This window comes from Anaerostipes hominis (ex Lee et al. 2021) (assembly GCF_002270485.1).
GTDB classification, from domain to species: domain Bacteria; phylum Bacillota; class Clostridia; order Lachnospirales; family Lachnospiraceae; genus Anaerostipes; species Anaerostipes hominis.
The window spans coordinates 69,585-96,463 of record NZ_NQOG01000002.1; the positions used below are offsets into that span (position 1 = coordinate 69,585).

Here is a 26,879-nt window from a genome sequence, read left to right on the forward strand (position 1 = left end):
GGTACTATACCGAGATAAATAAAAACAAACGTTGTATCGTTGTAACACATTCATTTTAGCCAGTAAACATATGCTCAGAAGACAGGAGTGATTTCCTATCTTCTATTTTTTTACCTTTTGTCTGTTCAGCTGCACCAGTCCACAAGCTGCCTTTTTTATGTTATGATAAGAGAGCAAAACACAAAGGAGGAACTATGAGATTTGGTTACGACATCCCGGATTCTTTTTGGAGCCTGTTCCGTTCTGTAAACCGGGAGCTTTACATAGAAGCGCTGTTGAAAATCAGCGAAGAATATGAATATAACAACTATTTTCTAAGCCGGGAGGTCTGCATTCAGGTCTTAAGCGACTGGAATGCGGACAAGCGCATCTGGCTTCAGAGGGAAGAGTTTGAATCTGAACTGGATGTACTGGAGACTCCCCCAAACCGGATACTAAACTGGCTGATCAGGACCGGATGGCTGAAAAAACTGGATGACTTTTCAACACTTACGTCCAATATTGTGATCCCTGATTACGCTGCAATTTTTCTCGAGACTTTTGAACAGCTCGTGAATCCGCAGATGAAAGATACGGAGATTTATATCCAAAATGTCTATGCAACATTGTTCTCATTTCAAAATGATAAACGGATCAATCTTGGGATGCTGAAAACAGCCCTGATCAATACGAAGAAATTGAACAAGGCGCTTCAGGATCTGCTCCACAACATGGACAAGTTTTTCGGCCGCCTGTTGAAACAGCAGTCTTACGGCGATGTCCTGGCGGAGCATTTGGAGGGATATGTGGAAGAAATCGTCAAGAAAAAGTACCATATGCTGAAGACCAACGATAACTTTTATCTCTACAAAATGGATATTAAAAAATGTCTTCAGGAAATGCGGGAAGACGCAGAGTGGATCGAGAGAGTCCGGGCAAAGGCAAGAGCAGAGGGCAGGGATGAAAAGGAAGATGTGCTTGATATTCTGGACGCCATCGAGAGAGGTTTTGACGACATCGAGCACCGAATCGCCAACATGGACAAAGAACATTCCAAATATGTGCGTGCCACAGTCACAAGACTTAATTATATGCTCAGCGGCGAGGCAGATATGAAGGGAATGGTGGTCAGTCTTTTAAAGCACCTGGAAATCGATGAAAAGAGGGAAGAACGGCTTTCTCAGGTGGCGGAAAAAATGAATCTGTTACGTCTGGAAGTCCTGTCGGAAAAATCTCTTTTCAGAAGAAAGAAAAGGAGAGATTTCATCAGCCGGTTAGAACCTGACGAAGATGTGCAGGAGCTTACCAGAGAAGAAGTATTGAGACTCAATAAGATTCATACACGTTATAGTAAAAAAGAGATCGAGGAGTTTCTGGAAAGCCATATGAAAGACGGCTCCATGGAAATGAGAGACGTCGACATCGGCGACGATGAGGCTTTTGAAAAGCTGATCCTGGCCTATGACTACTGTACCAGGAAAAACAGCCGGTATCAGGTGATCGATCGGGAATATAAGATGCTGGAAAATGGAAAATACCGTTATCCGGATCTGTTGTTTGTGAGGAGAAAGACATGATTGAATACTATGAACAGCTAAGTGATGAGGAGAGAGATGATGTAAAGCGTGTCATTCAGCTTTTGTTCCGGCAGACCTTTGTGCTGGAACGGAAATACGAAAAAAGGACCGGAAGATTTGCTTTCCAGAAGGATTACAGGATCTTAAACCAGCACCTGGAATTTTTAAGGGAGTATTTTTCGATTGCCGGACTGGAACTTCGGGATAACAGTCATATGGGAGTATTTTATATCCAGGGAGAGACTGTACTTGGAGAAAAGCTGCCCAGACTGGCTACCATTTACCTTTTGATTTTAAAGCTGATCTACGATGAGCAGATGGAAACTGCGTCTGCAAGCAGCTATGTGTATACGTCCCTGGGAGAAATCAATGAAAAAATCGGGGATTTTGGCTTGCTTAAAAATCTGTCCTCCGCGACAGAGATGAGGAAGACCATTTCTCTATTAAAAAAATACCAGATTATTGAGCCGATGGATGTGCTCCAAGATCTTAACGAGGAGAGTCGTATGGTGGTGTATCCGTGCATCAATGCGGTTCTTCTCGGGGCGGATGTACAGAAATTGATTGAAACATTTACGGAGGAGGACGAACGTGGAGAAGAAGACGGAGAACAAACAGGCATTCAAAGCACTATCGAAGATCTGTCTGAATAACTGGCATTATATTGAGCGGAAAGTGCTTTCTTTCAGTGAGGGGATCAATTTCTTTACCGGACATTCCGGCAGCGGAAAATCTACGGTCATCGACGCCCTTCAGATCGTTCTGTACGCCAACACGGACGGAAGGGGATTTTTCAACAAGGCGGCGGCTGATGACTCGGACCGGAGCCTGATCGAATATTTGAGAGGCATGATCTCAGTGGGAGACAATAATGAGGGCAAATATATTAGAAACGGAAACTTTTCCTCAACGATCGTTCTGGAACTCGAACAGATTGTCACCGGAACAAAGGAATGCGTCGGAGTCGTCTTTGATGTGGAGACTGCTACCAACGAGATTTCCAGGCTGTTTTTCTGGCATAAAGGAGGAATCCTTGAAAACCGCTATCGAAAAGAAGAACGTGCCATGGCTACAACAGAGGTGAGAGACTACATAAAGGAACATTTTCCAAGAGAAGAATTTTATTTTGGTTCCAGCAATGAGCGGTTTCGGAGACAGCTCTACGACATCTACCTGGGAGGACTGGATGCGGAGAAATTTCCGAGGCTTTTCAAACGAGCGATCCCGTTTAAGATGAACATTAAGCTGGAAGATTTTGTGAGGGAATACATCTGCATGGAACAGGATATCCAGATCGAAGATATGCAGGAAAGCGTGCTTCAATACGGCAGGATGCGCAAGAAGATCGAGGATACACTGAGGGAGATCGGCAGCTTAAAACAGATAGGAATCGGTTACGAACGTTTTTCCAAGGCAGAGCAGGAGGTTCGGGTCTGTCAGTACCGGATGGAAAAGCTCGTAATGCTCCAGCTGAAAGAACAGATCAGAGACTTGCACGAAAAAATAGAGAAGGCGGGGGAAGACAAGAAAATCCAGGAGGAGAACAGAAAGGAACTGTCCGCCCAGCTTGCGGATCTCGCGGAGGAGTATGACCGTCTGGTAAAGCAGATCGCAAACAGCGGCTATGAGAATTTAAAAACAGAACTGCAGGGTGTCAATGAACTTCTGGATCAGCTGCAAAAAAGCAAGGCCGCGTGGCAGCAGACGTCCGCAGGCCTGAGCCAATGGGCAGAACTGGAGGTAACACCGAACCAGACCATATGGGATATTGAAAGCTTTTCCAAGGGAAATATCAGTCTCGGGGAGCTGCGCAGGCTCCGGCACAGCTTAAAGGAGATCCGGGAAGAGGTGGAAAACGATCGGCAGGACGCGGCCTCAGAACTGAGAAGGATCAAGAAGAGGGAAAAGGAAATCGATGGGGAGCTGAAAGAACTGAAAAAAGGGAACAAGGCTTATCCCAGAGAGCTGGAAAATGCCCGGTATGAGCTGCAGACCCGGTTAAGCTCTCAATTCGGAACGGCAGTAAAGGTACACATTCTCTCAGATCTTCTGGACATGAAGTCAGAGACATGGCATAAGGCTGTGGAAGGGTATTTAGGATCGAATAAGCTGTCACTGGTGGTGGAGCCTGATTATGTCAAAGCGGCCATGGAGATCTACCGGGAAATGGATGAAAAGCAGTTTTTCAGGGCATCCATTCTGGACACGGAAAAGCTCCTAAAAGAAAAGATATCCGTCATGGATCACGCACTGGCAGAGGAATTGATTGCCAAGAAGCCGTATGTCAGAAGTTTCATGGACCTGCTTCTCGGAAGGGTGATCAAATGTCATACCATCGAAGAACTGAGAAATCAGAGGACCGGAGTGACCCCTGACTGTCTGCTCTACAAGAATTTTCAGTTAAAACGGCTGAATCCGGCAGATTATACGAAGCGTTCCTATATCGGTGAGAGTAGTGTGAAACAAAGGATCAGGGATCTGAAGGAAGAATTGAAACAGCTTTCAGCCAAAAAAGAACCATTTGCCAAGATGCTTGAAAAAGCAGAAGATATTTTGAGACTGGAAGCCCTGGGGCGTTCTGAGGAAGAATATATAGAACAGCAGGAAGCCTTAAAGAAAATAAAAGAAAAAACTGCGCTTAAAAAAGACCTGCAGGATAGAATGCTGAAGATGAAGGAAGACTCCATCGGTGAACTGGAAGAAAGACAGAGAGAGAATAAAAGGCTTCAGACACAGAAGCAGGAGCTGTTAAATGAAGTTTCAAGAGCCGTCTGGAACAGGGAAAAACAGATAGAGGACTGGCAGAAGCTCTATGTTTCCGCAAACAGTGAGCTGACTGAACAAGAGAGAAGTTTTCGTTACAGCGAAGAATTGGAAAAAGTTTTTGATGACTATATGCAGGGGCGGGTGTCGTCAAGTCTTGAAAGCCTTAAAAACGGGACATTTAGAATGATCAAACAGGCGGAGAACGGCAGGGAAGAAGCTTACAGGTCACTTGTGGAACTGCGCTCTGAATATTTGAGAGAGTATCCGAACCGGACCTTCTCGCCGGCCATAGAGGCGAATGAACCATATGAAGAACTGCTGCTGAAGCTTGAATGTGACCATCTTGCGGATTATCAGGAGAGGGCCAGAGAACAGGCGAGGTCAGCGGCAGAGCATTTTAAGGACGATTTTATTTCCAAGATCAGGTATGCCATATTGGAGGCATATCAGAGAAGAGACGAATTGAACCGGATTATCAGCCGGCTGGACTTCGGAAAAGATAAGTACCAGTTCCGCATCACGAAAAACAAAGGCCCTGATGGTGTTTACTATCCTATGTTTATGGATGAATCGCTTCAGATCGATCCGTCCACCCTGGATGCATCCATGGATCACCAGATGAATCTGTTTTCCATGGAACATGAAAACCGATACGGAGAGGTCATGAGTGATCTGATCGATATTTTCATACCGCCGGAGAACGCATCGCCGGAAGAGCTGGAAGAGGCCAAGAGGAACATGGAAAAATATGCGGATTACAGGACCTATCTTTCTTTTGATATGGAACAGATCGTGGAAGGGGAAGAAAAGCTGACCATCGGTCTCGGCAGGATGATCAAGAAAAATTCCGGAGGGGAAGGGCAGAATCCTCTCTACGTAGCCCTTCTTGCGAGCTTTGCCCAGGCCTACCGGATCAATCTGTCGCCAAAGCTAAGGAGAAGCCCTACGATCCGGCTGGTAGTCCTTGACGAGGCCTTTTCCAAGATGGATGCGGAAAAGGTAGCCAGCTGCATCGAATTGATCCGGGGACTCGGATTCCAGGCTATCATAAGTGCCACCAATGATAAGATACAGAATTATTTGGAAAACGTTGACAAGACCTTTGTCTATGCCAACCCAAATAAAAAAAGTATTTCCATACAGGAATTTGAAAAACGGGAATTTGATCATCTGATGGAGGAAGCAGAGGATGAAGAAGGAACTGCTTAAAATGATCATCGACAGGACCGAGAAGTCTGCATCAGACTGGAAGAAGGGAGCGGAAGGAAACCGTTCCTTTCTGGTCCACCAGGAACTTTATGATCAGATAGGAAAAACGGAGTTTATAAACGGAGCCAAAGAGCTTCAGCGTCAGGGACTGTTAAAAATTGAATGGGAAGCCATAGGGGTTGATATACGCAGAATCCGGTATTCCCTAAAGGATCTTGCAGTCATGTATGAAATGTCCGGTATCCGGCCGAAGTTTCAGAGGATTGAAGAAAATATGATGGCTGTTGAAAACCTTCTTCATTCGGTCAAAGGACTGTGGATAAAAGAATATTTAATTCGCTGCATGAAACGGTTGGAGCAGGGCAAGATCCCGCAGGAATTTTCAAAAAGGGATGCATTGTTCCGGTGCCTTAAAGTGATCGACGGGCTGAAAGAGCCGCTGTATAAAAGGGTCTTCAGCAAATACTGTCTGGGGGATTCCAAGCTGTTTGAGAATAGTCTGGAGAGCATTGTGCTTTCCATAGCCAGAAAATATCATGAGGATATAGAAGAGGGAATGAACAATACGCAGATTCTTTCACAGCTTTTGATCGAAGAATATTCTCAGGAGCTGGCCGTAAAGGGGCCTCTGCGGATATCAGTGAACGGACAGGAAATAAATCTCGGGCAGTTTTGCTACGGCGCGGTCTTAAATTCACAGATGCTGGTCCATGCGAAGCCGCTGGCAGGTCAAAATATAAAAAGAATCCTGACAATAGAAAACAAGGCAAACTATATGGCGACGCCCTATGACGAAGAAGCCGTCATCATTTACAGCCATGGGTTCTTCACCCCAAAAGAACGGGAATTTCTCATCAGCCTGCGAAATGTTCTTTGTCCGGAGACACAGTATTTGCATTCCGGAGATTTGGATTACGGCGGTATCCTGATCTACCGGTATATCAAACAAAAAATATTTCCAGATCTTATGCCTTTTCAAATGGATGGAGAAATCTATCATAAATATGAGAAGTATGCGGTAAAAATGGAACCTGAGACTTTAAAGAAACTCAAAAAAATGCAAATGAATGGAAGCCCAGAATTGGCGGAGCTAAGAGAACTTCTGTCCAGAGAGGGAAAAGGCCTGGAGCAGGAGAGTTTTTTACTGGCATCCGATGAAACCGCAGGGGAAAACGGAACTTAGATGCCGGCAAAAACGGGAAACTGATCTCAGTCAGATATTCCGAAAATGAGAAAATATAGATTTGTTCCTTTTAACTCCTTTTCCATACTTTTTTCCAGTTGTAAGAGTCCTTCTCTGATATGGCACGGTTCATCGCACAGAGGTGCTCTGGTGCACTCATATCCTTCTTTAAAGCAGGCATTGATGCCGAAGCCGCTGCCGAGGCCATGCATTAGCTGAAAGAGGCTTATGTCATGCAGGTCTGCTGTCAGGCGGCATCCGCCTTCTGCTCCTCTGGTAATGATGATCCATCCGGCTGTCTCCAGTTTTTTAATGATACGGTATGCAAACTGTTTTGGTGTCGCTTCCAGAGAGCATATTTCTTCTATTGAGCGTTTCTTTCCGTCACTTAAAGCCCTTAAAATGCGCAGGGCATAATCGGTTTCTCTTGAGATCAGCATGTATTTCTCCCTCCTTATCTTAGTGAAAATATACCAGACTAAAAAATAGCTGTCAATGGAACCCAGTGAATTCTTTAAGGGAAAAACCAGACCCGCCAATATTAAGTGCGGACCTGGTTTTTCTGGGTTAGAACATTTTTACTGTTTGATGGATTCTATGAGACCGTCAGCTTATATATCCATACCAGGCAGTGTTCATTACCTCCAACCCAATATAAATCTTTGGTAACTTTTCTAACACAATGTATGGATCATACCTCCTTTTGATCAGTCATCCAAACGCAGGAACGCTTAAACTTCAATAAACATGTCTTTTGATTCACCACAGTCCGGACAGATCCACTCTTCCGGAAGTTTTTCAAACAGAGTGCCCGGATCGATATCACCCTCGGGATCTCCGTTCGCCGGATTTTCCTCCACATCCCCGACAATGCCGTAGTCTGCATTTTTAAAGATCGGTGCGTTCGCATTGGTATTGATCGCTACGATGGTTGTGGCATCTTTGGTTCCTCTTAAATGCCGCCCTGCTCCGGAAATGCCGCAGGCGATGTACAGGTTGCCCTTAAATTTCTGTCAGGACATTCCTACATACGCTTTGTCGGCGTTGGTGATAAAGATCTTGCCTCCGTTTAACACGTAATGATCGCCATCAACTCTGGAAAGTTCTTCTACAGCAATGGCATAGCTCAGGACATCAGATCCCGCGCCCCGTATTCTTTTGGATACTGCAGTCCCATCATACCTGTTTTGGCAAACTTTTCGATGGCTTCTGTCGGAAATTAATTTTCTTTGTCTAAGAGGAAGGTGAGAGGTTTTATTTCGGTTTCTGCAAATTCCATGAATTTCGCACGCGGGCTTCATGAGCTTCGGTTGTTTGAAATAACATATAGAGCCTCCTTTGATTATAAATTTTTTTGTGAAGAAAACACCGTAAGGGATACCTTGATTAAAGATACTTCGGAGAGTGTGATCTCACGGTAAGGCATTTAGAATACTATAATTGTAATGTGAAAAATATAAACTTTATTAAGTTTGTGTAGTTTAATGAAAAAATGATAAAATAACTGTGAGTATTGCCAGTTCCATTTTCTGCATAAGTTTTTTATCACTATTTCCGTCACGCTTTAAAATGCGTTCCTCCAATAGTGATAAAATACTATCGTTGAATGGCTTGACTTGATTGATGGATACTTATCTGAAGAAACTATGTCCAAGTTGGCTATTTAGGAGACTTACGTCTTTGAAACAGCAAGCCGGAAAATTTGTCACAATATTTTGCTGATTTCCCAACCGATAAAATCGATAAGTGTGAGTAAACCACGGGAAATAGCCATTTGAGGCCACATTGGAGAAAAATGTGAGAAAATTGACGGTGGTTGGGAAAAATATAGAGAAACGTTGATTTTATCAGAGAAACTGACTATAATGAAAAAGAAGAATGGCTTAAAAGTGTTGGATAAACAGTAACAAGAGTTGTATTGAAATCTAAACACATTCATCCCTGTAGTGATCGGATCTGAGGATAAACAGTAACAAGAGTTGTATTGAAATTTTCTGTTCTGGACGGCCCTTCCGTCTTGGCTACGATAAACAGTAACAAGAGTTGTATTGAAATACAGCTATTATGGGGAATATGAAGATGGATACACGATAAACAGTAACAAGAGTTGTATTGAAATTGTTTTTTGTCCAATTCCTTCGGATGCTGTTAAATTGATAAACAGTAACAAGAGTTGTATTGAAATTCTTTTCTGATCTCGAACCGTTTTATTGCAAATTCTGATAAACAGTAACAAGAGTTGTATTGAAATTTGTAATAGATGCATTTTAGAGTCTGGTTTTTTTCTGATAAACAGTAACAAGAGTTGTATTGAAATTCTTATTTGGATACTCCATGTTTATCACCTCTTTCGGATAAACAGTAACAAGAGTTGTATTGAAATGGCGTTTGAACAGCTTGTGAAAGAAGGGATTACAGATAAACAGTAACAAGAGTTGTATTGAAATGACACTCCATTACGGACATTACAGAGCGGATATATGATAAACAGTAACAAGAGTAAATTGTGTTATCTATGATAAGAGAAAACTAACCGCATCTGTATACGACACTATTTATAGAATCGGAGTATTATTTAATTCTTAAGTAAAGGAATATTTGAAGAAGAAATAAGTTGTACCCTGATAGTTAGGCACAGAAAAGGATTCTGTGATTAACTACCAGGGTATTTATCTGTATGTCAAACCTTATCGCGCAAAGCGCGCGCACCCGAAGGGTATAGAATACGGGGTGCCCTGTGGGTATACCTTATCGCGCAAAGCGCGCCCACCCGAAGGGTATAGAATACGGGGTGCCCTGTGGGTATAAATTAATCTAATTTTTGTATACATATGATTTTTCTAAAAAAACTCTTCCGCTCTTTCTTATTTCTATGTTACAGTATAAATTAGTATTTTCTGTCCGGAAACGAAAAAATGTGTCGGACAGAGAGTGATTTTAACGAATGACGATGGAGGAGATTGAATTGGTAACGATAGCAAATTATTTAAGGCCGGAAAGTCTTTCAGATGCATATAAGCTGAATCAAAAAAAGACAAACCGGGTCCTTGGGGGGATGATGTGGCTGAGACTTTGTTCCCCGCGCATACAAAATGCCATTGATTTGTCCGGACTTGATTTAGACTACATTAAGGAAACAGAAGAAGCATTTGAGATCGGAGCTATGTGTTCCCTGAGGAGCCTGGAAACTCATCCGGAGCTGGAGGCTTATTTTTGCGGGGCAATAAAGGAAAGTGTGCGGCATATCGTGGGTGTCCAGTTCAGGAACCAGGCCACGGTAGGGGGAAGTATCTATGGAAGATTTGGATTTTCTGACGTGCTGACCTGTCTGCTTGCCCTTGACACGGAAGTGGTGCTGGTCCATGCAGGAAAAATGACTTTGGCTGAATTTGCTGACAGGAAGCGTGACCGTGATATTTTAGAGAAGATCATCATTAAAAAAGATGGGCGCAGAGTCGCTTATCTGTCCCAGAGGGCGACAAAGACCGATTTCCCTGTGGCTGCATGTGCTGTATCAAAAAAGGAAGATATCTGGTATGTCTCTGTGGGAGCAAGGCCGGCGAAGGCTGAGCTTGCTGTGATCCATGGGCAACCGGCAGATACTTTAGCCGAAAAGGCAGTCGCTGACATGAAATTTGGAAGCAATATGAGAGGCAGCGCTGAATATCGGGAAGCGGTAGCAAAAGTTCTCGTGAGGCGCGCTGCAAATGCTGTATTGGAGGAGTCATAGGGATGGAAGTGAAATTTCAGTTAAACGGAAAGCCGGCGGCAGCTGATATAGAGCCGGACTGCATGCTGCTGGATTTATTGAGAGATATGAGATGTTACAGTGTAAAACGGGGATGCGACACAACCAACTGTGGCCTGTGTACCGTTCTGGTGAATGGAAAGCCGAGTCTTTCCTGTGCCATGCCGGCAGCCAGAGCAGAAGGAAAAGAAATCATAACTTTAGAAGGGCTTCAGGAAGAGGCGGTAGTCTTTGGAAGGTTCCTCGCAAAAGAAGGGGCAGAACAGTGCGGATACTGTTCTCCGGGATTTATCATGAACGTGATTGCGATGATGAGGGAATTAAAAGATCCGTCTATTGAGGAAATAAAAGAGTACCTGGCAGGGAACCTCTGCCGGTGTTCCGGATATGAGGGCCAGATGCGCGCTATCCGGAATTACATGAAAGAAAAAGGAGCACAGTAACATGAATTTAGTCAATACTTCTGTCCCAAAAGTAGATTCCATGGCATTGGTGACCGGAAAACCTGTCTATACGGATGACCTGGCTCCGAAAGACTGCCTGATCGTAAAGGTTTTAAGAAGTCCCCATGCCCATGCCAAGATCAGGAAAATAGAAACGGAAAGAGCACTGAAAGTTCCGGGAATCGAGTGTGTTTTGACCCATGAAGACTGTTCGGATAAGAGATTTACCATGGCAGGACAGACCTATCCGGAACCGAGCCCCTATGACCGCAGGATTTTAGATGACCGGGTGCGTTTTGTTGGAGATGCGGTGGCAGTTATCGCAGGTGTCTCTGAAAAAGCAGTGGCAAAGGCCATGAAGCTTGTAAAGGTTGATTACGAAGTGCTGGAGCCGGTCCTGGATTTCAGGAAAGCGAAAGATCATGAGATCCTGGTGCATCCGGAGGAAAACTGGAAAGCTCTCTGTGAGGTAGGGGCGGACAATAAGAGAAATCTCTGTGCCCGCAGTGAGACACAGGAAGGCGATATTGATCAGGTACTGAAAGATTGTAAATATTACGTAGAGGAGACTTATCACACGAAAGCAAACCAGCAGGCTATGATGGAAAACTTCTGTACGTTTACGCATATGGACGCATATGGAAGGCTCAATGTGGTGTCCTCCACGCAGGTTACATTCCATGTGAGAAGAATCCTGTCCAACGCCCTGGATATTCCAAAGTCAAAAATCCGAGTGGTAAAGCCAAGGATTGGAGGAGGCTTTGGGGCGAAGCAGACGGTGGTCACGGAAGTCTATCCGGCCCTGGTGACCATGAAGACAGGAAAGCCCGCAAAGATCGTCTACACAAGAGAAGAATCTTTCATCGCATCCAGTCCGCGGCATGAGATGGAAATCACCGTGCGCATCGGTGCAGATGAAAATGGAATTATTAAAGGAATTGATGTATATACCCTGTCAAATACAGGGGCATACGGAGAGCATGGTCCGACGACCGTTGGGCTTTCCGGACATAAGTCCATTCCTCTGTACGGCAAGGCAGAAGCATTCCGTTTTGCCTACGATGTAGTCTATACCAATGTTATGTCTGCCGGGGCTTACCGGGGATACGGAGCTACCCAGGGTATTTTTGCCGTGGAATCCGCAGTAAATGAACTGGCTCACAAGATGGGCATGGACCCGGTGAAGTTAAAAGAACTGAACATGGTGAAGAAAGGCCAGAAGATGCCTGCTTACTATGGAGAGACAGCAACAAGCTGTGCACTGGACAAGTGTGTGGAGCGGGTAAAAGAAATGATCTCATGGGATGAGAAATATCCAAGAAAAGACATGGGCAACGGAAAAGTGAGGGGTGTCGGCCTGGCGTTAGCTATGCAGGGCTCTGGCATTTCCAATGTGGACACGGCTGCGGTGACGATCAAAGTAAACGACGATGGATTTTACAGTCTGATCATCGGTGCTTCTGATATGGGAACCGGATGTGACACGATTCTTGCCCAGATGGCGGCAGACTGTCTGGACTGTGATATGGATCAGATCATTGTCCACGGAGTGGATACAGATGTTTCCCCGTATGATACAGGATCCTACGCATCCAGCACAACTTATGTGACCGGGATGGCGGTGGTGAAGACTTGTGAGGTATTGAAAGAAAAGATTTTAAAAAAAGGTGCCCAGTACCTGTCCTGTCCGCCGGAAGAAGCAGAGTTTGACGGAAAGAGAGTGTTCCACCCGGAAAGCGGAAAAGAAATATCATTAAAAGATATAGGCAATCAGGTGATGTGCGGAAATGAGGAAGCGCTTCAGGCAAGTGAATCCCATTACTCCCCGACTTCTCCGCCTCCGTTTATGGCAGGGGCCGCAGAAGTGGAAGTGGATTTGGAGACAGGGGCAGTGGAACTGATTGATTTTGCGGCTGTGGTGGACTGTGGAACCGTCATTAATCCAAACCTTGCAAAAGTCCAGACCGAGGGAGGCATTGCTCAGGGAATCGGAATGGCCTTGTATGAAGAAATCCTTTACAATGAAAAAGGGAAGACATCGGCCAACTCTTTTATGCAGTACAAGATTCCTACAAGACAGGACATCGGAAATATCCGGATAGAATTTCAGAGCAGCTATGAGCCGACAGGGCCTTTTGGGGCAAAATCCATCGGAGAAATTGTCATCAATACCCCGAGTCCGGCAATCGCTGAGGCAGTATACAATGCGTCAGGAGTGCGTGTGAGAGAACTGCCGATTACAGCAGAGAAGATCTACATGGGGATGAAAGAAAAATAAGAAAACTGAAGAATCTTTTATAAAAGAAGAGTCTATGAGAGAAAATCTTTCAGGACTCTTCTTTCTTCATACTATGAGTGACACAAAGTTGTTTATAGTAACGAAGGAGGTATAAATTATGCTTATAAAAGATTTTCTGGTTGTAATTGCTGTTTTGTTTATTTTGCCTGTATCATTTGATGAAACAGAGAACTTTAGAAAAGTAGTATTGGATCGTTTGTTATATGGTTCATTAACATATTGTTCAACGAGAATAAACAGCATGGTTCGTAAAATTTTCGGATACCACCACAGTGAAAACGAAGAGATAGAACAGGTGTTGGAAATAACTTATCTAGGGGTTCTGTTATTATTTGCAGGCTATTATCTTTATAAAAGAGATGCAAATTGGTTTAAAGTGATTTCACTTATAGAGAAGCAACTAAAAAGTGGGCATCTAGATAAAGGAAATTTTATTTTGTTTGTAATATCCATTTCATACCTTTTCTGGAGTATGATGATTGTTTCAAATAATCCGGATTTTCTGAGAGACTATCTAATAAGAACCGCAGCATATTTAATATTTCAAAAATTGTGCCAAATGAATAGACGTACTTGAGAATTTTAATAATAAAATACTTATGAAAACTTTTATTTACTTTTGTTCAGTTATGTATTGCTTTTTTATATTACCTGTGGTAATATAAAATCATAAACACAAGTAAACGAAGCATAACGCAGGTAAACGAAATGGAGGGTGCAGAGATGAAGATCACGGCAGAACAGTTGGCAGGTATGGTGGATCACACGAATTTAAAGGCATTTGCAGACAGAGTAATGTTTGAAAAGCTTTGCGGCGAGGCGAAAGAGTACCAGTTCAAGATGGTAGCGATCAATCCGGCACAGATCAGTCTGTGTAAAGAACTGTTGGATGGAAGCCCGGTACATGTGGGTGCAGCCATCGGATTTCCTCTGGGTCAGACCACACTCGAGTGCAAAGTCTTCGAGACCAATGATGCTATAGAAAAAGGAGCCGATGAAATCGATTATGTCATCAATGTGGCGGAAGTAAAAAACAATCATTACGGATACATAAAAGAAGAGATGGAGCAGATCGTCGCTGTCTGCAGAAAGGCAGGGGTCATCAGCAAAGTGATCTTCGAAAACTGTTATCTCACTGACGAAGAAAAGCAAAAAGTTGCTGAAATTGCAAAACAAGTGAAGCCGGATTTTATAAAAACTTCTACGGGATTTGGAACCGGAGGGGCCACAGTGGAAGACGTCCGGCTGATGAAATCTGTTGTGGGCGATGAGGTGAAGGTAAAAGCCGCGGGAGGCATCAGAGATCTGAAAACGGCCCTTGCCATGATAGAAGCCGGTGCAGAGCGGCTCGGAACGAGTGCAGGTGTTGAGATTGTAAAAGAAATGCATGAATAAGGGGAGGAAAAGAAGATGAGAGAAGTCAAAGTATGTCTGATCGGCTCCGGGAGGGCAGGAATGGTCCACGCACATAATTACACAGGAAGCGTTCCCAATGCAAGGATTATCGCAGTCTGTGACCCGGTGGAGGAAACAGCAAAAAATGCGGCAGAAGAACTGGGGATTGATCAGTATTATACAGATTACAGAGATGTCCTGAAAAATGACGAGATCAATGCGGTTTACATCGTGACGCCGACCAAGTACCACAAAGAGATCGCAGTGGCCGCAGCCCAGGCAAAGAAGCACATTTTCTGTGAAAAGCCTATGGCTATGAACGAGAAAGAATGTGACGAGATGATCAAGGCTGCCGATGAAAACAATGTAAAGCTTCAAATTGGATTTATGCGTCGTTTCGACGAGAGCTTCCAGGAAGCAAAACGGATGATCGCAGAAGGGGAAATCGGCGATATTGTCCTGGTCAAATCTCATTCCAGAGGGCCCAGTAAACCAAAAGAGTGGATGTTTGATATCAAGAAGAGCAACGGGCCTTTGGCAGAGGTCAGCAGCCATGATATTGACACGGTCCGCTGGTTCGCGGAGAGTGAACTTGAGAGCGTGTACGCCATAGGAGGGAATTTCAGAAATAAAGAGATTGCCGAACAGTACCCGGATTTCTATGACAATGTCATCATGACCGGAGAGTTTGCCAATGGGATACATGCCTGCGTGGAAGGCGCCCAGTATGTCCAGTACGGATATGATGCCAGGGTAGAGATCCTGGGGACAAAAGGGGTGATCTGTCTTGGCGATATCCATGAAAAGAAGATTCTTACCTGTACCCCGAACCATGAGCTGAAACGTCCGACTACAAGGAGCTGGAAGTTCCTGTTCAAGGATGCCTATTTAGCCGAAGACAGGAGTTTTATTCGCTCTATTATAAATGATACGCCTGTAGAGTGCAGCGGTTATGACGGAAAGATGGCAGTAAGGATCGTAAAAGCAGGAAATGAATCCATCGTAAACAAAAAGATTGTGAAATTATAAAAAGAGACTGACAGGAGGACCGTATGTTTGCAGAAGAACGAAAAGAAGAGATCATGAGGCTTTTGAAAGAAAATAAAAGGGTGAGCAGCGCCGAACTTTCTGAGCGGTTTCATGTGAGCGGAACGACGGTCCGCACCTATCTGATGGAACTGGAAAATGCCGGGAGGCTTACAAGGACCCACGGAGGGGCTCTGCTGAACGAAGATATTTTAAATGTGGAAGAATCCATTGCCGCAAGAAAGCAGAAATGTCTGAGAGAAAAGCAGAAAGCAGCGGCAAAGGCCAGGAGCATGATTAAGGATGGAGACACGATCCTTCTGGACAGCGGAACGACCATGCTGGAGCTTGCAAAACTCTTAAAGGATGCAAAAAAGCTTACGGTCGTGACCAATGACCTGCCTGCTGCCATGGAACTTCAAAAAATGGAGGGCGTCTATCTGATCCTGATCGGAGGGCATGTGCGGACAGCCTTTGAAAGCACAGTGGGCAGCATGGGCATGAAATTTCTTGAACATATTTCGGTAGAAAAGGCATTCATGTCATCGGACGGTGTGTCACTGACCAAGGGCGTCACCACACCAAATATGGATCAGGCAGAGATCAAAAAGGAAATGATGGCCGCGGCAGATCAGAATTATCTCGTATGCGATACGTCCAAGATCGGAAAACGTACCATTTGTTCGTATGCAAAAATCGGAGACTTCGACGGCTTTATCCTGGATGAACCGCTGTCCGATGAAATGAAAGAAGCATTTGAAAGCTATGGGACGATTATCTATTGAGGCATTGTAAAAATGACTGATGATCCAAAGAAGCTCCCTTTTTTTCGACGACCGCCGCGGAGATCAGATTGGCCCTGCGGACCGCGTCGGAAAGTGAAGCTCCGAGTTTTCTAAGTGCCATTACAGCTCCTATGTGGGCGTCACCGGCTCCGGTGGCGTCCATTTGTTTTGCACTTCTGGACGGAAGAAATAATCCGTTTCCGTTTTCCAGGCAGTATGCTCCGTCTTTGCCCAGAGTGATCACTATATCCTGTCCGGTCAATCTGCTGATGGACTGTGCGGCATGTTCTGCCGTTGTTTCGCCGGACAGTATGAAGGCCTCTGCCTCATTCAAATGTACTACAGGATGAAGTGCAAAAAGGCGTTTCATCAGATCTTTCGGCTGTTTGTCAATCCTTGGACCCGGCGCATAATAGATGTCCATATGCGGCTGCTGTTCTAAAAACGAAACGATGTGTTCTCCGGTTTTTTCTTCGATTTCCAGTCCGCAGATATAGGCTGTGTCATAGTCGGAAGCATCAATCAGATCAAACCACTCTTTCTGAAACAGATATTCGGCTCCGTGGTAAGAAGCAAAAGTCCGTTCGCCTGTCTGGTCGACAAAACAGTAGCAGCAGCCGTTTTCAAGATCAGGGACAGGCAGGACAGGGACAACTCCACGCTTTCTCCATTCTTCTCTGACAAAATCTCCATAGATCCCGGTGCCGGCCGGAGAAAACAACAGGTGAGGCACCTGGAAATGCCGGATGATATCGGATACATTAAAAGCACATCCGCCGATACAGAGATGCTGATCTAAGATATGCACATCTTCCCCGGGTGCCGGGAGCTTTTTGACATTTATAATTACATCGGCCACAGAGGAGCCGATAATCAAAATTTTCTTTTTCGGGTTCATATTTTTTCCTCCATGCCTTATGATATAATAAAATCCCTAAAAATAAAACAGGATAGGAGAATCATTATGACAAAGAAAAAGATTTTGACCGTTGTTCCGATGAGTGATACATATAAAGAGAAGTTAAGAGAGGTTTCCGAAGGATGTGATATTAGGTATTCTTCTTATGAGGATGTGGACAGAGAAATGGTGCAGGAAGCAAATATCATCATCGGAAATGTCCCCGCATGGATGATCGGCATGTCAAAAAATCTGGAACTTTTGCAGCTGAATTCTTCCGGGACCGATGCTTATATGGGCGTGAATATTTTAAATGACAATACAATCATGACCAGCGCTACCGGCGCCTATGGAAAAGCCGTGGGGGAGCATCTGTTTGCCGTGCTCATGTCTATACAAAAGAAACTTCACGTATACCGGGATAACCAGAACCGCTGCGACTGGTCCGATGAAGGGCAGGTCCTCTCACTGACCGGAAATACGGTGCTGATCGCGGGACTCGGAGATATCGGGCTGTCATTTGCTAAATTGATGAAAGGGCTGGATTCCTATGTGATCGGGATTAAGAGAAGGAAGGGAGAGTGTCCGGAGGGAGTGGATGAACTGCATACCATGGAGGAACTCGATGAGCTGCTCCCAAAGGCTGATGTTGTCGTCTCTATTCTGCCAAATACACCGGTAACGCGGGGTGTGTTCGGAAAGCAGCAGTTCAGGACAATGAAGAAGACCGCTGTCTTTCTCAATGCAGGCCGCGGAAATGCCGTGGATACGGAGGCGCTGTGCAATGCTCTGATCACGGGAGAGATCTATGCCGCGGGACTGGATGTAACAGATCCGGAACCTCTGCCCCAGGAACACCGCCTGTGGAATATTAAAAATGCAGTAATCACACCTCATATTTCAGGGGACTTCCATCTTCCGCAGACACTGGATTTTATCGCAGACATCGCAGTGGAAAATGTCAGAAGATATCTGAGCGGAGAAGAATTGCTTCATGTAGTTGATTTTCAGACAGGATATTGCAAATAAACATTGTGCTCTCCTGGAAAATGATATATAATAATAGTAATTTTTACTGTTTATTGCATTTTACAAGGGGAAAACTTGATATCGGCGGTCTCACAGTCAACGTGGCAGTGATCTACGGCACAGGAAATGCCAGAAAAATGATTCATAAGGTGAGGTCTTCGGATAAGCCATGAAAATGAGCAGATTAAGAGACTTTATGAGGAATTTTACGTGGAGCCGTTAAGCGAGCTGGCAGAACAGAGGGGGACCGTGCCATTCTTTCAGTTCTGCTGGAGAATAAGGGGCTGAAAAAAGCTACGAATTATGGCAGGCAGGCTTTTATGCTGAGGACCCGAATGAAGGAGAGATTTTGTTTTGTCTTGCTCAGGCATCTCAGGCTAAGAACATTCCATGGGAGGCTGAAAGTCCTGGATTTTTCAATAATATACGTATTTCCTTTTCTTGACACATTCTGTTCATTAGAATAAAATATCCAATAGACTTATATATGAAAGATGGAGGATACATATGAAAACCTTACAAAAAATCAGCAGTATGCTGTCCAGCAAAACGTCTGTTTTTGTCATTTTAGTGGCAATCGCAGCCTTCTTTGTCCCGGATGTTTTCTCCTGGGTACAGGGAAATAATCAGAGTCTTGTACTTGGAGTCATCATGTTTACGATGGGATTGACATTGACGACAGAGGACTTCAAAGTGTTGGCAAAACGCCCGCTGGATATCTTTATCGGAGCAGCGGCACAGTATCTGATAATGCCGTTCCTTGCTTATGGGATTTCGACTATCCTGCGCCTGCCCAATGAGATCGCCATCGGATTAATTCTCGTCGGGTGCTGCCCGGGAGGGGTATCATCTAATATCATGTCATACTTATGCCATGGGGATGTGCCGTTTTCCGTGGGAATGACTACGGCATCCACGCTTTTGTCACCGGTCATGACACCGATGATGGTACTGTTTTTGGCAGGAGCGAGGATCGAAGTCAACGCCGCTTCCATGTTCATTTCGATCGTGAAATCTGTGCTGCTTCCAGTCCTGCTCGGATTTATACTGAATACGTTGTTTGGCAAAAAGGAAGCATTCAAAGAAGCACAGCAGGTCATGCCGGGAATATCAGTAATCGGACTGGCATTGATCGTCGGAGGCGTCATTGCACTTCAGGGAGCGAATTTCTTTAAATCCGGTGCTGTGATATTTATTGCAGTCTTGCTGCACAACAGCCTTGGATATGCCCTTGGCTATGGAGTCGGCAAACTGACAGGAATGAACACAGCAAAGAAACGCACAATTTCTATTGAAGTCGGAATGCAGAATGCGGGACTTGCTACAAATCTGGCGACAGCCCATTTTGCTGCGGCACCTCAGGCGGCTATGGCCAGTGCTGTATCCTGTGTATGGCACTCAATTTCAGGAACTATTTTGGCAGGAATCTATTTACAAAAAGATAATATGCAGGAAGAACAGGTAAAAAACCGGGAAGCAGCAGAAACAGAATAAAATTTTACGGGATACACTTGTATTGTACAGGCGTATCCCTGTTTTATGGCTTAATTTCAGAGTTTTTGACGACTTTTCTTGGAATTTTTAGATATATTGACTGGCATCCTGCACCAGAGGAATGATGCTGCTCCGGTCGGTAAAGTCAACCAGTGTCCCATAAGTGTCAAGGATTCCCTGATCTTCTTCCGTCCGCTCCTCAGGTTTTTTCTTTGAGAGCATTTTTTTCATCATCCACATCATGACCCGGTGCTTTGTGCTGAGCCGTTCATAATCCATTCTTCCTCTGAAATGGTAAAAAGAAATCTGTTCTTTTAATTTACCGGTGAAAACTGAATCTAAGTTTTTTAAAATATGTTCTATGTTTTCAGGTTTCGCAGGATCGGCAATTCCGCAAGTGAATAAAAACACTTTTTTCTTCTGAATAAATTCAGGATGGCGGGAGATCAGGGAAATACCGGTGACTCCTCCGGCATAAAGGCCGCCGCCGTAAATAATAATGTCATAAGGATCCAGGACAGAAATGTCCAGACTTTTATTTTCATATAGATCTGCGGACAAGGCGTCGGCAATCCACTGTGCGTACTGCTTTGTGGAACCGTAAACGGACCCGTAGACAACTGCGGTTTTCTTCATATATTACATTCCTCCATGTTTTTCATCATAGTATTCAGGGTTTCCAGTGTAGTTTTCAGCTGTGATTCTGAGATACCCTTGTATAAAAGATCCATAAAATCTTCTTCCTTTGAGGCATATGCAGAATGCAGTGACTCGGCCTTTCTGCCAAGGCGAACCCGGCTTTTGCGGCGGTCATCGGGGTCTGTTTCTATTTCTGCATAACCCTTCTGCTGAAGTTTTAAAGCGATCTGCTTTACATTCTGGTGGGAACTGCCCATCAGGGAGGAAAGCTCATTAAAGGTTGGGGCATACTCAAAGGTATTGAGAGCAGCCAGAAGAAACCATTGTTTTGACGTGATCTCTTCATAAAAGCGGTCTCCGATCGACTGGAGCCGGTTGCTGGTCGTAAATAATGCTGCAAACAGCAGGTGTCTGCTGTCGTAATCTTCCAATTTCATAGTCAAAGCACCTCCTATATGTAATATATTACACAAATAATAAAATGTCAAAGAAAACAGAAAGAAACCGGATTCCGGTTGCACAATCCGGAAAATCATCTTACAATAAAATCAAGTATGAGAGAAAGGCAGGATACACAATGCCAAAAAAAATAACAATGGCTGTTGTGGCAGAGATGGCGGGAGTGACAAAAAGCACGGTTTCCCGTTATTTTAATGGGGGATATGTCAAAAAGGCTACAAGGGAAAAGATCCAGAAAGTAATCGAAGAATATAATTATGCGCCGAATACATTCGCAAGGCTAAAGGCAAAGGAAAGCAATGTGATCGGGGTCGTAGTGCCCACTCTGAATTCCAAGGTTACCAGCCGTGTCATCACAAGCATTGACCGGTATTTAAGGGACAGGAATTATACAACACTGATCAAGAATTCGGATCACGATATTGATCTGGAGCTTTTAAACATACAAAAGCTGATCCATCTAAATGTAGATGGGATTTTGATCAGCTCTATTGCGATCACAGAGGATCATCACGATATTTTTGAACAGACACAGATTCCCATTGTTATCCTGGCTCAGGATTATGAAGACGGGATTTCTATCATCGACGATGATTACAATGCAGGAAAATGTGTGGGAGAATATATCGGAAGGACAGGTCATAAGAAAGTTGGATATATTGGCGTTTATGAGACCGATGAGGCCGTAGGTGTCCGGAGGCGTCAGGGAGTTCTGGACGGACTTGCGTCATTCGGAATTTATGATCCGCTGATAAAAAAGAGTGATTACAGTTTTCTCGGAGGACAGAAAAATACGAGAGAGATCCTGGAGGAAATGAAGCCGGACGCTATTGTTTGCGCCACTGACCGCCTGGCGTTCGGGGCCTATAAAGTTTTGCAGGAGAAAGGACTGCGAATTCCGGAAGATATTTCGGTCGTGGGATTTGGTGGATATGACGAGAGCAGTCTTTTAACGCCGGAGCTTACGACACTGAAATTTGATTCGTATGGGATGGGATATCTTGGGGCGGAAACGATTCTCAAGATGATAAAAGAAGAACCGATATCCAAAAAACAGATCGTAGAGTATGAATTTATAGAAGGAAAGAGCGTAAAAAATCGAACATAGGACTGCAAAAAGGCCATAAGATCCGGATTTAGCTGGAGCTTATGGCCTTTTTTTCTGTCAGAAAAGTCTGTCTGCGTACAAAATATAGAGTGAAGGCGGGAACTGTTCAGGGGACAGGAGACAAAATTATGAAAGCTACGGAGAAGAATTTTATAAATTTCATAAAGAAAAGGAGGGAGGAAGGGCTGCTCTATGCAGTGGAAACCTATAGTATTTTAAATAAGATAAAAACAAAAGTCCCGGAGAGTGAAAGAGAGCTGGAAGATCAGGAAGTGACAGATCAAATCAAGGCAAAGTATTCATCAATAATTTAGTTTTTGTTGAATACTTCTAATCAGGAGTCTTTAATTTTGTGCAAAATTTTATGGAACCGATACCATAAAAGTATTGACGAAAAGAAAGAATCGTCCTATAATACAAATATGGAACCGATGCCATAAATATCGTAAGGAGGATAAGAAAAAACTATGGATTATGCAAAGATTGCAGGCCAGGTCATCGCTAACGTGGGCGGAAAAGAGAATATCAAATCTGTGGCACACTGTGCGACCAGGCTTCGTTTTCAGCTGAAGAATAATGACTTGAGAAATGAAGAGGCCATCAGTGACTTAGAAGGGGTGAAAGGAGTCTTTTTAACCCAGTCACAGTTCCAGATTATTTTTGGATCAGGACTCGTAAATCTGGTCTGTGACGAAGTACAGAAACAGATTGGGGATGTCTCCTCAGCCGGAGGAGAAGAGGAGAAAGAAGAAAAGCAGGGCTCTGTCGTACAGCGTTTTGTAAAGATGCTCAGTGATATTTTTGTCCCGATCATCCCGGCCATCGTGGCAGGCGGTCTTCTGATGGGACTGAACAATATTTTGACTGCGGGATTGTTTGACGGCAGATCGATCATTGAATTATATCCACAGTGGAAGGGGCTGACTCAGGCAGTCAATACATTTGCCAACGCACCGTTTACATTTCTTCCGGTACTGATCGGATTCAGCGCCACGAAAAAGTTTGGAGGCAATCCGTTTTTAGGCGCGGCAATGGGTATGATCATGGTACATCCAGACCTTTTAAATGCTTACCAGATCGGCATCGGGCAGGCACCGGTATGGGATATCTTCGGATTCAACATTCAGGCGATCGGTTATCAGGGAACGGTACTTCCTGTTCTGGCAGTTTCCTGGATCCTGGCCCAGATCGAAAAAAGGCTTCACAAAGTAACACCTACCTGGCTTGACAATCTTACGACACCATTGCTTTCTATTATCGTGACTGCATTTTTAACATTCATCTGTGTGGGACCGGTATTAAGAGAAGCAGGTGACTTATTAGCAGACGGCATCACATGGGTTTACAATACACTTGGCGCTGTGGGAGGCGGACTCTTTGGTTTTGTATACGCACCAATCACGATGACAGGACTTCACCACAGCTTTATTGCCATCGAAACTCAGCTTCTGGCCGCAAAGGCAGTGACCGGAGGAAGTTTCATCTTTACGACAGCAAGTATGAACAATGTTGCACAGGGAGCGGCAGTTTTAGCAGTCCTGTTCCTCACAAAAGATCAGAAACAGAAGTCTATCTGTTCTGCATCCGGAGTATCCGCATTATTGGGAATCACGGAGCCGGCCATGTTCGGTGTGACATTGAAATTAAAATATCCTTTCTATGCGGCGATCATTGGTACCGCAGTGGGAAGTGCATATGCGGCAGCTACAAGAACACTGGCACAGGCATTGGGAGCAGCGGGAATTCCCGGATTTATATCAATGAAACCGGAGCATTTCCTTCACTTTGGGATCGGATTGATCCTCTCCATGGTCATTTCAGCAGGACTCACGGTTGTGTTCTGGAAAAAATATAACCTTGGCGGTAACGAAAAAACAGTAAAACCGGTACAGACCTCTGAGGAAAGAGAGAAAGCGCCGGAACAGGCAGAAACAGTGCTTTACTCACCGATGAAAGGGGAAGTGCTTTACATCACAGAGTCTGAGGATGCTGCATTCGCATCGAAAGCCATGGGGGACGGTGTGGCCGTCAATCCTTCTGAGGGCACAGTGTACGCGCCGTGTGACGGTACCGTAACTATGATCTTTCCGACGAAACATGCGATTGCGATTCAGGCAGAAACAGGAAAGAGTTTTCTGATTCACGCGGGAATTGACACAGTAAAAATGGAAGGGGAAGGCTTTGAGACATTCGTAGAAGCCGGAACAAAGGTAAAACAGGGAGACAAGATTCTAACGTTTGATATGGATCTCGTGAAAGAAAAAGGCTACAGTGCTCAGACTATGATGACGCTGGCAGAGGGAGACGGCCAGGTGGAAGTCATTCCAAAGACTGGTGCAGATACAAAAACACAGGTTATGATCGTTAGATAAGAGGGAAATCATGTTTAAGAAGTATAATAAAGTATTGAAAGAAGACTATGAAAAGTGGTATGCTGAACATGAAAGTGACAGAGAAGAGACAGCGAAAGATCCGATGCGGCTTAAGTTTCATCTGATGCCCAAGACCGGATGGCTGAACGATCCCAACGGACTGTGCCAGTTTCACGGCACCTACCATATCTATTATCAGTACACCCCGTTTGAACCGACTGGAGAACTGAAGCTTTGGGGGCATTATACGACAAAAGATTTTGTTTCTTATATAGATGAAGGACCGGCATTATTTCCGGATTCGGAGTTTGACGCCCACGGTGTCTACTCCGGTTCCGCCTTTGTAAAAGAGGATACGATTCACTATTTCTATACAGGAAATATCAAGTATTTTGACAGGGATGATTACGATTACGTCAACTCAGGACGGGGCAGCAACACGATTCATGTGGCCAGCAAAGACGGATATCATTTTTCTGAAAAAGAGCTTTTAATGACCACGGACGATTATCCTGGAGATATGAGCTGTCATGTGCGAGATCCGAAGATCATCCAACGAGGGGATGATTACTACATGGTCCAGGGAGCCAGGGATATGGACAGCCATGGACTGATCCTGATGTTTCATTCAAAGGATCTGTCTCATTGGGAGTATTTTGACAGGATCGTTCCGAAAGAACCGTTCGGCTATATGTGGGAGTGTCCGGACTTGTTTGAGCTGGACGGACAGATGATGCTGATTACCTGCCCTCAGGGGGTAGAATCGAAAGGCATCGACTATCAGAATGTGCATCAGTGTACAGCGGTGAGGATTGACTATGACTTTGAGAACAAGACATATGAGATCTGCGATAACCTGGAGTTTCAGCAGTTAGACAGGGGCTTTGATTTTTACGCGCCCCAGACCTTTGAGGATGAGAAAGGACGCCGTATCCTGATCGGATGGATGGGGATTCCGGATGCCGGTTACGCGAATCCGACAGTTGAGCATGGATGGCAGCACGCACTGACGATACCAAGGGAACTGCACATAAAGGATGGAAGGATCATTCAGCAGCCCATAAAGGAGACGGAGCAGATGAGAAAAGGAGAACTGATCTGTACATTTTCTGAACAGGGCAGGATGGAGAGCAATCTTAAACTGTATGAAGCAGAGATTCGATTCAGACATTGTGCTGATATGGTTCTGACTTTAAAGAAAGGTGTCACTTTGTCCTATGGTGACGGACTGCTCACCCTTGATCTGGGGGATTTTGGTGCGGGCAGGACGACAAGATGTGCCGGATTGGATGAATTAAAAGACCTGCGGATTTTCGCAGACACTACTTCTCTTGAAATTTTTGTAAACGGCGGTGAAGAAGTCTTTACCACCAGGGTATACAGCAGCCAGGGAAAGCTTGGCATAGACGGGGACTGTTCGGGTACCATGAAGATCTATTGCCTGCGGCCCCTGGAGATAGGAGAAAGAGAATGACCAGAAAATTATGCGGAATTGGAGAGGCACTGATTGATTTTATTCCGGAAGTCAAAGGACAGAGATTAAAGGATGTACCGTCTTTTACCAGGGTAGCAGGAGGGGCTCCTGCCAATGTAGCCGGTGCGGTGACGAAGCTTGGGATTCCGTCCAAGTTTTTGACAAAGCTTGGAGACGATCCCTTTGGTGATTATATAGTTGAAGTACTTGATGAGGCTGGAATTGACACAAGCCATATCAAAAGGGACAAAGAAGCAGAGACGGCTCTCGCCTTTGTCTCTCTGGCATCAGACGGGAACAGGGATTTTAAGTTTTACCGCAAGAACAGCGCGGATCTGCGTTATAGTGTCTATGACATCGAGCCGGATGTTCTGGATGACTGCGGGATGATCCATTTCTGCAGCGTAGACTTGGTGAATTCGCCGATGAAAGATGCACATAAAAAATTAATTGACATGGCTAACGGCAAAGACGTGCTTGTATCATTTGATCCAAACCTCCGTTTTTCCCTGTGGGACGATTTACAGGAACTGAAAGAGACAGTCAATGAATTTTTGCCTTTTGCGGATATCATAAAAATCTCGGATGAAGAGCTGGAGTTTATCACAGGACATACGGATATAAGGGAGGCAGTGCCTGACCTGCTGAACGGAAGGACGAAGTATGTCATCTATACAAAAGGAAAAGACGGCGCGGAGATTTATACGAAACATGGAATGACGGAAGCACCCGGATATTCCATTGACGTAAGAGATACGACCGGAGCGGGTGATTCCTTTATCGGAGCGTTTTTATACCAGCTTTTGAGGGATGAAGTGAGGGATCTGGAAGCGGTGGATTTGGGGACTTTAAAGAAGTATCTGGATTTTGCTAATGCGTATGCGGCCTGCACGACGACAAAAGAAGGAGCACTGGCAGCCATGGCAGATGCCCGGGAGTTTGCCGATTTCAGAAAGAATCTGCAGTAATTAAAATACATAAAAAGCGAAAAGCCAA

23 protein-coding genes, 1 pseudogene and 1 CRISPR repeat array are annotated in these 26,879 nt (G+C 44.6%); of the genes and pseudogenes, 19 read left to right on the forward strand and 5 right to left on the reverse strand.

The window, feature by feature from the left end; translation table 11 throughout:
* The first annotated feature begins 194 nt into the window (after positions 1-194).
* Genes CI597_RS02765 through CI597_RS02780 form a run of 4 tightly spaced genes read left to right on the forward strand, consistent with a single transcriptional unit; the run spans position 195 to position 6,714 of the window.
* On the forward strand, positions 195-1,556 hold the full coding sequence (locus tag CI597_RS02765) for a Wadjet anti-phage system protein JetA family protein (RefSeq protein WP_024728270.1): 1,362 nt from the start codon (positions 195-197) through the stop codon (positions 1,554-1,556).
* On the forward strand, positions 1,553-2,209 hold the full coding sequence (locus tag CI597_RS02770) for a DUF4194 domain-containing protein (RefSeq protein ID WP_024728269.1): 657 nt from the start codon (positions 1,553-1,555) through the stop codon (positions 2,207-2,209). The genes CI597_RS02765 and CI597_RS02770 overlap by 4 nt, the downstream gene beginning before the upstream one ends.
* Entirely contained in the window at positions 2,148-5,531 is a 3,384-nt protein-coding gene (locus tag CI597_RS02775; RefSeq protein ID WP_024728268.1) for an ATP-binding protein, read from the forward strand. The genes CI597_RS02770 and CI597_RS02775 overlap by 62 nt, the downstream gene beginning before the upstream one ends.
* Complete coding sequence (locus CI597_RS02780) at positions 5,512-6,714, forward strand: Wadjet anti-phage system protein JetD domain-containing protein (protein WP_235824530.1); 1,203 nt, start codon at positions 5,512-5,514, stop codon at positions 6,712-6,714. Before CI597_RS02775 ends, CI597_RS02780 begins: the two co-directional genes overlap by 20 nt.
* Positions 6,715-6,740: 26 nt before the next feature.
* Here the strand turns inward: CI597_RS02780 and CI597_RS02785 are convergent, their stop codons facing one another.
* The gene (locus tag CI597_RS02785; protein ID WP_024728256.1) at positions 6,741-7,154 is read right to left on the reverse strand and encodes an RrF2 family transcriptional regulator; all 414 of its coding nucleotides are present in this window, start codon (positions 7,152-7,154) and stop codon (positions 6,741-6,743) included.
* Between the two features lie 291 nt (positions 7,155-7,445).
* Positions 7,446-7,745: pseudogene (locus tag CI597_RS19675) on the reverse strand (rubredoxin); the annotation flags it as partial.
* An 864-nt stretch (positions 7,746-8,609) separates the two neighbouring features.
* A CRISPR array of direct repeats spans positions 8,610-9,161; the repeat unit is 30 nt; unit sequence GATAAACAGTAACAAGAGTTGTATTGAAAT.
* A 497-nt stretch (positions 9,162-9,658) separates the two neighbouring features.
* Between CI597_RS19675 and CI597_RS02795 the strand changes: the two are divergent.
* The 7 genes from CI597_RS02795 (at position 9,659) to CI597_RS02825 (ending at position 16,410) form a co-directional block, all read left to right on the forward strand.
* Entirely contained in the window at positions 9,659-10,444 is a 786-nt protein-coding gene (locus tag CI597_RS02795; RefSeq protein WP_034549709.1) for an FAD binding domain-containing protein, read from the forward strand.
* A 2-nt stretch (positions 10,445-10,446) separates the two neighbouring features.
* Positions 10,447-10,905, forward strand: a complete 459-nt coding sequence (locus CI597_RS02800) for a (2Fe-2S)-binding protein (protein WP_024728253.1) — start codon at positions 10,447-10,449, stop codon at positions 10,903-10,905.
* A 1-nt stretch (position 10,906) separates the two neighbouring features.
* Complete coding sequence (locus CI597_RS02805) at positions 10,907-13,183, forward strand: xanthine dehydrogenase family protein molybdopterin-binding subunit (RefSeq protein ID WP_024728252.1); 2,277 nt, start codon at positions 10,907-10,909, stop codon at positions 13,181-13,183.
* A gap of 118 nt (positions 13,184-13,301) precedes the next feature.
* Positions 13,302-13,781, forward strand: a complete 480-nt coding sequence (locus CI597_RS02810; RefSeq protein WP_024728251.1) for a hypothetical protein — start codon at positions 13,302-13,304, stop codon at positions 13,779-13,781.
* A gap of 131 nt (positions 13,782-13,912) precedes the next feature.
* On the forward strand, positions 13,913-14,599 hold the full coding sequence (gene deoC, locus CI597_RS02815) for a deoxyribose-phosphate aldolase (protein WP_024728250.1): 687 nt from the start codon (positions 13,913-13,915) through the stop codon (positions 14,597-14,599).
* 15 nt (positions 14,600-14,614) lie between these two features.
* The gene (locus CI597_RS02820; protein WP_024728249.1) at positions 14,615-15,628 is read left to right on the forward strand and encodes a Gfo/Idh/MocA family oxidoreductase; all 1,014 of its coding nucleotides are present in this window, start codon (positions 14,615-14,617) and stop codon (positions 15,626-15,628) included.
* A gap of 23 nt (positions 15,629-15,651) precedes the next feature.
* On the forward strand, positions 15,652-16,410 hold the full coding sequence (locus CI597_RS02825) for a DeoR/GlpR family DNA-binding transcription regulator (RefSeq protein WP_024728248.1): 759 nt from the start codon (positions 15,652-15,654) through the stop codon (positions 16,408-16,410).
* On the opposite strand, the gene CI597_RS02830 is transcribed toward CI597_RS02825, so the two are convergent.
* The gene (locus CI597_RS02830) at positions 16,400-17,308 is read right to left on the reverse strand and encodes a PfkB family carbohydrate kinase (protein WP_024728247.1); all 909 of its coding nucleotides are present in this window, start codon (positions 17,306-17,308) and stop codon (positions 16,400-16,402) included. The two genes, CI597_RS02825 and CI597_RS02830, sit on opposite strands and share 11 nt — an antisense overlap.
* Positions 17,309-17,374: 66 nt before the next feature.
* Between CI597_RS02830 and CI597_RS02835 the strand changes: the two genes are divergently transcribed.
* The 3 genes from CI597_RS02835 (at position 17,375) to CI597_RS02850 (ending at position 19,831) form a co-directional block, all read left to right on the forward strand.
* On the forward strand, positions 17,375-18,337 hold the full coding sequence (locus tag CI597_RS02835) for a D-2-hydroxyacid dehydrogenase (RefSeq protein WP_024728246.1): 963 nt from the start codon (positions 17,375-17,377) through the stop codon (positions 18,335-18,337).
* Between the two features lie 183 nt (positions 18,338-18,520).
* Positions 18,521-18,625 (forward strand): iron hydrogenase small subunit, encoded by a 105-nt coding sequence (locus tag CI597_RS19330; RefSeq protein ID WP_235824536.1) that lies wholly within the window; start codon positions 18,521-18,523, stop codon positions 18,623-18,625.
* Positions 18,626-18,844: 219 nt separating this feature from the next.
* Positions 18,845-19,831: a bile acid:sodium symporter family protein gene (locus tag CI597_RS02850; RefSeq protein ID WP_024728245.1), complete on the forward strand. Its 987-nt coding sequence runs from the start codon at positions 18,845-18,847 to the stop codon at positions 19,829-19,831.
* Between the two features lie 87 nt (positions 19,832-19,918).
* Here the strand turns inward: CI597_RS02850 and CI597_RS02855 are convergent, their stop codons facing one another.
* Both CI597_RS02855 and CI597_RS02860 read right to left on the reverse strand, forming a co-directional pair.
* Entirely contained in the window at positions 19,919-20,467 is a 549-nt protein-coding gene (locus CI597_RS02855; protein WP_024728244.1) for a flavodoxin domain-containing protein, read from the reverse strand.
* Positions 20,464-20,907, reverse strand: coding sequence for a MarR family winged helix-turn-helix transcriptional regulator (locus CI597_RS02860; protein WP_024728243.1), 444 nt, complete (start codon positions 20,905-20,907; stop codon positions 20,464-20,466). Before CI597_RS02860 ends, CI597_RS02855 begins: the two co-directional genes overlap by 4 nt.
* Before the next feature lie 140 nt (positions 20,908-21,047).
* On the opposite strand from CI597_RS02860, the gene CI597_RS02865 reads away from it, so the two are divergent.
* From CI597_RS02865 to CI597_RS02885, 5 genes are all read left to right on the forward strand, one after another.
* Positions 21,048-22,037, forward strand: a complete 990-nt coding sequence (locus CI597_RS02865; RefSeq protein WP_024728242.1) for a LacI family DNA-binding transcriptional regulator — start codon at positions 21,048-21,050, stop codon at positions 22,035-22,037.
* Between the two features lie 128 nt (positions 22,038-22,165).
* Positions 22,166-22,351 (forward strand): hypothetical protein, encoded by a 186-nt coding sequence (locus CI597_RS18345; protein ID WP_235824532.1) that lies wholly within the window; start codon positions 22,166-22,168, stop codon positions 22,349-22,351.
* Between the two features lie 153 nt (positions 22,352-22,504).
* Positions 22,505-24,409 carry a sucrose-specific PTS transporter subunit IIBC gene (locus tag CI597_RS02875; protein WP_024728240.1) on the forward strand — a complete coding sequence of 635 codons (1,905 nt, stop codon included), beginning with the start codon at positions 22,505-22,507 and terminating at the stop codon, positions 24,407-24,409.
* 10 nt (positions 24,410-24,419) lie between these two features.
* Positions 24,420-25,883 carry a glycoside hydrolase family 32 protein gene (locus tag CI597_RS02880; protein ID WP_024728239.1) on the forward strand — a complete coding sequence of 488 codons (1,464 nt, stop codon included), beginning with the start codon at positions 24,420-24,422 and terminating at the stop codon, positions 25,881-25,883.
* Entirely contained in the window at positions 25,880-26,851 is a 972-nt protein-coding gene (locus CI597_RS02885; RefSeq protein WP_024728238.1) for a carbohydrate kinase family protein, read from the forward strand. Before CI597_RS02880 ends, CI597_RS02885 begins: the two co-directional genes overlap by 4 nt.
* Positions 26,852-26,879 lie beyond the last annotated feature (28 nt).